Consider the following 7,732-nt stretch of genomic DNA (forward strand, 5'->3'; position numbering starts at 1 on the left):
GAAGGTTTTCCCTTCGGGCGGTTCTTTAAAAGTATACTCTTATTCATTTCTAAACTATTTAATTATTTTAATACTGAAATTTTATTAGGTATATCAGTGCCAGGAAAATTCAGCCTTTGTTCAAATTACTGCTAAGAATAGAACCCTGCAACTCACAATTATTAATTTAAACTTAAAATCATTTTTTAAGCTAATTACTACCGAAAAACCGAAATGGATTAAACCGAAAAGAATGAGTTCGTAGCAAGATGCACCGTAATCTAATTTATGTTTCAAATGTTATCATTTCTTAAACTATTGGTTGATACTCTATAATACACCGTAACTTTGCTTCGATAAACGAATAAGATTTGCCTAACATTATAATTACTTACTGGCAGGAATTCCTGAAATATATTAGAAGCACCGATTTCTCTAAGGCTATGGTACTCACTTTTGCTATAGGTTCACCTGTGGGGATTTTTATTTGGTTGGGGAATTTTGAAATTGGAGTTGTTCTCGCAATGGGCGCTTTATTAAGTTCTCCCAGTGATATTCCGGGCAGTTTTAGACACAGGAATATAGGGGTGATTCTTGCAGCTATGCTGGCAGGTATTGTTTCTATAATTATGGGCTATGCTTCAGCTTATCTATGGCTGGTTTTACCACTTTTAGGAATATTAATGTTTGGTATTGCCTATCTCGCGGTTTACGGTTTTAGAGCATCGCTGGTTGCTTTTGCCGGATTATTTGCCATTGTACTAAGTTTTGCAAATATTTCTACTGAAATTCTACCCTGGGAACGCGGTTTACTTATTGTTGGAGGTGGTTTATGGTATTTGGTTTTAAGTAATATCTGGAATTTTTTAAACCCTAAACACCATACCGAACAGCTTTTAGCCGAATGTCTTGAACTTACCGCCAAATACTTAAAAACAAGGGCGCATTTACTTACTGAAACCGCTAAAAGAGAAAAACTTCAGAAGGAATTATTTATTCTTCAAACCGATCTTAACGAAAAGCACGAAAGTTTACGCAATATTCTTATAAACGCCAGGCGTGCCTCGGGGAATTCAAATTATGCCCGAAAACGTTTATTAATTTTTATTGAATTAGTAGATATTTTAGAGCTGGCAATGGCCAATCCTGTAGATTACAGTAAAATGGACGAAGTTTTACAGGAAGATCGCGAATTGTTGGAGCGTTTTAAAAAATTGATAAAAAAAATTGCTTTTCAGCTTGATGAAATTTCGGTGGTTATAGAGAAGAAAAAGAAATCTTCTACAAAAGAAATTAGGCAATATTTAAAGGCTGTAGAAGAAAATTTCCAGGAAGTTCGGATGCTTATTTCTTCAGAAAATAATGAGAAAACATTTCTACTTCAAAATTTATTCGATTATTTAGAAAAGCAGGGTCAAAAAATAAATACCATAGTTAGGGTTTTACATAATTTAGATACCCGGGAACCGGTTTTGCTGAAAAATAAAGAAGTTTCCCAATTTATTACTCCACAAGATTACGACCCTAAAATGCTTGTTGAAAACTTCAATTTTGGTTCTCCAATTTTTAAGCATTCCTTAAGGCTGGCTATTGTAATTTTAGTAGGATTCAGCATAGGATTATATTTTTCTTTTGAAAATGCTTACTGGATAATTCTCACTATTGTGGTAATTATGCGACCCAATTACGGACTTACCAAAGACCGTTCTAAACAGCGAATAGTGGGCACTTTAATTGGTGCGGTAATCGCATTGGGAATTGTTTTTATAACAAAAAACCAGGTAGTTTATGGAATTTTAGGACTGTTTTCCCTTACTCTTGCTTTTTCTCTAATTCAACGCAACTACCGTACAGCAGCTGTTTTTATAACTTTGAGTATTGTTTTTATTTATTCGCTTTTAAAACCAGATGTTTTTAATGTGATTCAGTTTAGGGTTATAGATACCGTATTGGGAGCGGGCCTTGCTGCCCTTGGGAATTTTATTTTATGGCCGGCCTGGGAGTCACAACATATTAAAAATGTGGTTAAAGAAAGTATTGGTGCCAACAAAAATTACCTGCAAGAAATTGATAGTTTTTATCATATAAAAGGAACTTTGCCAACCTCTTATAAACTTTCAAGGAAAAAAGCATTTTTAGAAATGGGTAATTTAAGTGCTTCCTTTCAACGTATGACCCAGGAACCTAAATACAAACAGAAAGAATTAAGCCAGCTTTATAAAATTGTAGGTTTAAATCAAACTTTTCTTTCGGCTTTGGCTTCGCTGGGAACTTTTATTCAAAATCATAAAACTACGGCAGCTTCTAAGAATTTTGAAGTTTTTGTGTCTCACATTTGTACTAATTTAGAAAATGCTATAAAAGGATTAGAAGAGGAAGAAACATTAAAAGGTTTTGACACTGCCCGCACAGAAAAAGCGGCTTCAGCTTTATTAAAAACCTATAAAGAATTATTGGTAGAAAGGGAAAATCAGTTAAAGGAAGATCCCGTAAAAGACCAAAAAGATGTACAATTAAGGTTGCAGGAAGCTCAATTAGTAAGTAGCCAGGTACAATGGTTATTAGAAATTTCAGAAAACCTTCAAAAGACCATAGCGAAAACAAACTTCAGCTAAATGAGTAAACGCCAATTAAAAAAATACCTTCAGGAATTAGATAAGGAGCAGCTGGAAGAGCAAATTGTTGATCTCTACGAACGTTTTAAACCGGTAAAGGTTTTTTACGATTTTGTGTTTAATCCGCGGGAAGAAGAATTAATGCGGAAGGCCAAATTAAAGATTTCTAAAGAATATTTTCCTGAAACTAGGCGCAAACCAAAAGCCCGTAGATCTATTGCCCAAAAGGAAATTAAACATTTTCAACAACTTGGGGTAGAACCCCATTTAACCGCAGATTTAATGCTTTTTAATATTGAAATTGCGCAAACTTTTGCTGAAGAAAAAAGCAATTTAAAGGAAGCTTTTTGTAAAAGTATCTTCAAATCTTATGAAGAAGCGGTGAAGTTTATTCTGAAAGAAGGCGTACTTCCCGATTTTAAAAATAGAATTTTGAAAATAGCTGCGGAAGCCGAAAATCAGAGCTGGCCAAACGCTTACAGGTTTGAAAAAATTGAAATGCAATTTCAAGACGCGCCGTAATTGTGTACATTTGGGAAAATGAAACCAGCATGATGCTGGAATCTATTATTGGCATACTACCGGAAATGGATTTAAGCCAGAGATGTTTTTTGCTATGGGATTGACCTTATAATTAATGAAAGTTTTCTTTCTTTTTTGTTTTCTTATAATCTGCACTTCAGGTTTTGCCCAGTTAGGCTTTTGTGAAGGGAGCAAGGGTGACCCTATTTTTTATGAAGATTTTGAAACCGCCTCGCAATTACCTGCCGGCACTACTAATTATACTTATGTAAACCAGGATCCACAAGATGGACAATATACACTTTCCAGCCAAATAGGAAGGGTAATCACTTCCTGGCATTCAAGTTTACCCAACGGCACCATTTCAAATCGAGATGCCTTAATTGTAAATGCTTCTTTTAGTTCTGGCAGATTTTACAGGACAGAAATTAACGGACTTTGCGAAAATACTACCTATGAGTTTTCTGCCTATTTAATTAATATTTACAATCGTTCCAGTACGGTATGTCCAGATGGTGGAATTCCTATAAATGTACGTTTTGAAATTTGGGATGAGAACGATGCTAACTTATTAAAAGAAGGAAATACAGGAAATATTCCCTCACAAAGCAGTCCGGAATGGGAGCAATATGCACTTACTTTTCAAACCGAAGCAGGTCAGGATTCTGTAATTCTAAAAATGTTCAATAATGGTGATGGAGGCTGCGGAAATGATCTTGCTATAGACGATATAATTTTTAGATCTTGCGGTGATCTTACTACGGTTACTGCTGAAAATGATGAAAACCGAATAGATATTTGTGCTGAAGAAGCCCCTATAACCCTTAGGCTGGAAGCAACTCCAGATTATTCGGTGTATAATACTCACGCCTACCAGTGGCAGGAAAGTAGCGATAATCAAACCTGGATAAATATTCCCGGTGAAAATGATGAAATCTATAACACTCCCGCCTTAAATACTTCCCGGTATTATAGGGTGAAAGTAGCCGAAGATCCCGTTAATTTAAGCGCTAATCTTTGCAGTTCTGTTTCAGAAATTTTTACTGTAAATATTTTAAAAACTCCTGCGTCACCACAAAGCGATGGTGATGTGAGTATTTGCAGTGATGAAGAAATTCCAACTTTAAGTGTTACAATTGAAGAAAATGAAGTGGCGAACTGGTATGATGAAAATAATAATTTACTGGTGCAAAATACCACCTCTTATCTACCCGAATCACCCGGTACTTATTATGTTGAAGCTTTAAATGAAGGTTTAGAATGTACCCCGAGTGCTAAAACAGCGATAGAATTTACTATAAATGAAACTCCACAGGTTGAAGATGAAGTTCTGCAACTTTGTGATGGGGCCAATTTAATCCTGGACGCCGGTTTACCGGGGCTTTCCTATCAATGGTCTACAGGAGAGAATTCTGAACAAATAGAAATAAATGCTGCAGGGAGTTATAGCGTGGTTCTTACCACGGCTGAAGGCTGCTCTACCACTAAAAACTTTGAAATTAACCAGGTTGATATTGCCGAAATTGAATCGGTAACTTCAGAGGAAGAAAATATAGTAGTAACCCCCGCGAATGAGGGTGATTTTGAATATTCTATAGATGGTACAAATTTTCAATCCTCAAATATTTTTACGTTGGTTCCCGGCGGAATTTATACCATTTATATGCGCGATCTTTCGTCGTGTAATACCGTAATCCAGGAATTTCCGCATATTGTGATCCCAAAATTTATTACCCCAAATGCAGATGGGTATAATGATGATTTCAGCATTAAGGGCCTCGAATATTTTCCTTCTTCAGAAATAAGAATTTTTGATCGCTACGGGAAGTTAATAAAAGCCGATGATGGAGAAACTTTTAGCTGGAATGGCACTCTAGACGGGCGTTCCCTTCCGTCAGACGATTACTGGTATCATATTAAAATTGAAGGCTTTAAAACGCTGAAAGGCTCTTTTAGTTTAAAGCGGTGAGGCTTTTTTACTAATATTTTTTATTCGTTGTGAGTTAATGCTTATTAAAACCATTGCCGCAAATATTACCAGGATAATTGTACTAAAATCAAGTCCACCATCAATCATAAATCCAACTAATAAAGGGCCTAAAGCAGTACTAATAACCATAAACATGGTAAAAACACTTCGAATGGCACCCATTTTTTCGGTTCCGTAAATTTCAGCAATTAAAGAGGTTTTTACCGTTCCAGCCATCCCGCCGGTAATACCGGCAGTAATGAGGAATAAAAGTGCACCAATAATACTATCCATTAAAGCAAAAGGAATAAGCCCTAAAGTCATTGGAATGAGATATATTCTAAACATTTTTTTCGCAGTAAATGTATCAACCCAGGTGCCACCAACCAGGGAAAATATAAATCTGGAAATAGCATAAACCGTAAAAAATGTTGCATAAAGTTGCGGAGACCAGCCTTTATCTTCTACAAATACATATTGATAAAAGAAAATAGCAGTGTTGGTAAAACCTAAAATAAAACTGGCTGGCATCATAATCCCAAAGCGTTTATCGGAAACTACACTTTTATAATCTTTTAAAAGCAACCAGGTAGAAGGTTTTCCTTCGGTAGAAAGTTGTTTATCAAAAGCTATTAGGTTTGTGAATTTTAAGCGTATTAAATAGAGTAGGAGGGCAATACCACTAATAATAGCGGCCATTCGCCAATCAAAAAACGCAATTATTGAAGTAATAATAATAGGAAAAATAGCTTCTCCCATAGAATATCCCAGGGAAGAAATACTAAGTGCTTTTCCGCGGTTTTTATCAAAATATTTGGAAATTATGGTCATACTAATATGGCTCATTAATCCCTGTCCACATAGTCTTAAGCCTATTAAAGCAACGAAAAGTATAGCGATATGATAAGAAAGCCCCAGCAAGATACTGGAAAGTCCAAGACTTAACACGGTGAAAGCAGTTACTTTTTTCACCGGTTTATGGTCTACGGTATGCCCCACGCTAAGCATTATTATGGAAGCCGCTACCGTACAGCCGGCATAAATGGCTCCAAAAGTACCTTCGGTAATGGAGAAAGCTTTTACAATTTCTGGAACATATAATGAAATAAGGAAAGTTTGCCCAAAACTGGATAGAAATGTAAGTAGCCAGCCAAAACTGACCTTCCTATAATTTTCTCGTAAAAAGTAGAAATAATCTTTCAAACTGTTCTATTTCAATTTTTAAAAGTTGCAAAGTTAAGACTACAGGCGAACAATAGAGAAAAGTATGTGTTTTAATTCCTTGAAATATAAAAGCCACCCTTTTGAGGTGGCCTGGATTTCAATTTTTTGAATAAACCTAAGTTATTTTTTAGGCTTTCCTTCTCTGGCTGGTTGTTTTTTTGGTGCTGCCTGTGATTTTTTAGGCTCCTTCTTTGCATCGTCCTTTTTGTGATTTGCTTGCTGTGCCATTTTATTTATATTTATTGATTAATTAATAGAATAAAGATATACTTATAACAAACTGGTTAATAGTTAATTATGAAAATATTAACTAGCAGAATATTAGCCTGAATCTTTAATATTTCAAAAATTAAATAGGCTTATTGAAAGCATTTATAGCAATTTAAATGTAATTTGACTGGCTATTGTTTACATTTGAATAAATCAAAGATTATCATTCTAAAATTATAGTTTTAAATGAGCCAGAATGAGGTTATAGAACAAATAAAAGCACAAAAGAAACTACCGAATTTAAAATTCAGTATAAAAGAAAAAACTGAGGCTTTTACCAATAACCTCTTTTACACGCTGTTTGACGAAGAAACACCGGTAGAAGAGAATATTATTAAACTGGGTAAAGATTTTGAAGAACTGGCAGACCTTGTTTGTTGGGAACCCAAAACTCCCTGCCGTGATATTTGGCAGGAATATTTAGATAGATTACCGGGAATTCTTAAAAAACTGAATAAAGATGCCCTCGCCATTGCAGAAAACGATCCCGCGGCAAACTCGCTGGAAGAAGTAATTCTCTCTTATCCAGGTTTTTTTGCCATTGCTATTTACCGTTTTAGCCACGAATTTTATAAATTCGGACTTCCGCTAGTGCCACGTCTAATGGCAGAATGTGCCCACGGCCTTACAGGAACCGATATTAATCCCGGCGCCAAAATAGGAACGCCGTTTTTTATAGACCACGCAACCGGTGTTGTGATTGGGGAAACTGCGGTAATAGAAGATAATGTGAAAATTTACCAGGGAGTTACCCTGGGCGCCCTTTTTGTAGACCGTAACCTAAAAGATATAAAAAGGCATCCCACTATAGAAAAGAATGTTACTATTTATGCCAACGCTACTATTCTTGGTGGGGAAACGGTAATTGGTGCCAATAGTATTATTGGAGGAAATGTTTGGTTAACCGCTTCGGTACCTAAAAACTCTATGGTTTCCCATACACCTCAAATTAATATTAAAAAGACGAGTAAATAATGAACGATTCTATATTAGACCTAATAGGAAATACGCCTCTCGTAAAAGCGCAAACGCTTATTAAAAACCCTAATGTTAAGCTATATTTTAAATTGGAAGGTCAAAATCCCGGCGGAAGCGTAAAAGATAGGGCCGCTTATAATATGATTAAAAGCGCATTAGACAGGGGAGATATTAC

6 protein-coding genes are annotated in these 7,732 nt (G+C 35.6%); 5 read left to right on the forward strand and 1 reads right to left on the reverse strand.

Going from position 1 to position 7,732, the window contains the following annotated elements; translation table 11 throughout:
- Positions 1 to 350 precede the first annotated feature (350 nt).
- The 3 genes from AACZ30_RS11665 (at position 351) to AACZ30_RS11675 (ending at position 5,085) form a co-directional block, all read left to right on the forward strand.
- Positions 351 to 2,594 carry an FUSC family membrane protein gene (locus AACZ30_RS11665; RefSeq protein ID WP_339649516.1) on the forward strand — a complete coding sequence of 748 codons (2,244 nt, stop codon included), beginning with the start codon at positions 351 to 353 and terminating at the stop codon, positions 2,592 to 2,594.
- Positions 2,595 to 3,116: a DUF6155 family protein gene (locus tag AACZ30_RS11670; RefSeq protein ID WP_286761560.1), complete on the forward strand. Its 522-nt coding sequence runs from the start codon at positions 2,595 to 2,597 to the stop codon at positions 3,114 to 3,116.
- A gap of 115 nt (positions 3,117 to 3,231) precedes the next feature.
- Positions 3,232 to 5,085, forward strand: coding sequence for a T9SS type B sorting domain-containing protein (locus AACZ30_RS11675; RefSeq protein WP_339649518.1), 1,854 nt, complete (start codon positions 3,232 to 3,234; stop codon positions 5,083 to 5,085).
- Here the strand turns inward: AACZ30_RS11675 and AACZ30_RS11680 are convergent.
- A complete protein-coding gene (locus tag AACZ30_RS11680; RefSeq protein WP_339649519.1) occupies positions 5,074 to 6,288 on the reverse strand; it encodes an MFS transporter in 1,215 nt (404 codons plus the stop codon). The genes AACZ30_RS11675 and AACZ30_RS11680 overlap by 12 nt on opposite strands.
- Positions 6,289 to 6,765: 477 nt before the next feature.
- Between AACZ30_RS11680 and AACZ30_RS11685 the strand changes: the two genes are divergently transcribed.
- Together AACZ30_RS11685 and AACZ30_RS11690 are read left to right on the forward strand one after the other, a co-directional pair.
- Entirely contained in the window at positions 6,766 to 7,554 is a 789-nt protein-coding gene (locus AACZ30_RS11685; protein ID WP_208225407.1) for a serine O-acetyltransferase, read from the forward strand.
- The coding region (locus AACZ30_RS11690; protein ID WP_339649520.1) for a pyridoxal-phosphate dependent enzyme at positions 7,554 to 7,732 on the forward strand (179 nt) is incomplete at its 3' end. The genes AACZ30_RS11685 and AACZ30_RS11690, both read left to right, overlap by 1 nt.

This window comes from uncultured Salegentibacter sp. (assembly GCF_963972535.1).
Classification (GTDB): domain Bacteria; phylum Bacteroidota; class Bacteroidia; order Flavobacteriales; family Flavobacteriaceae; genus Salegentibacter.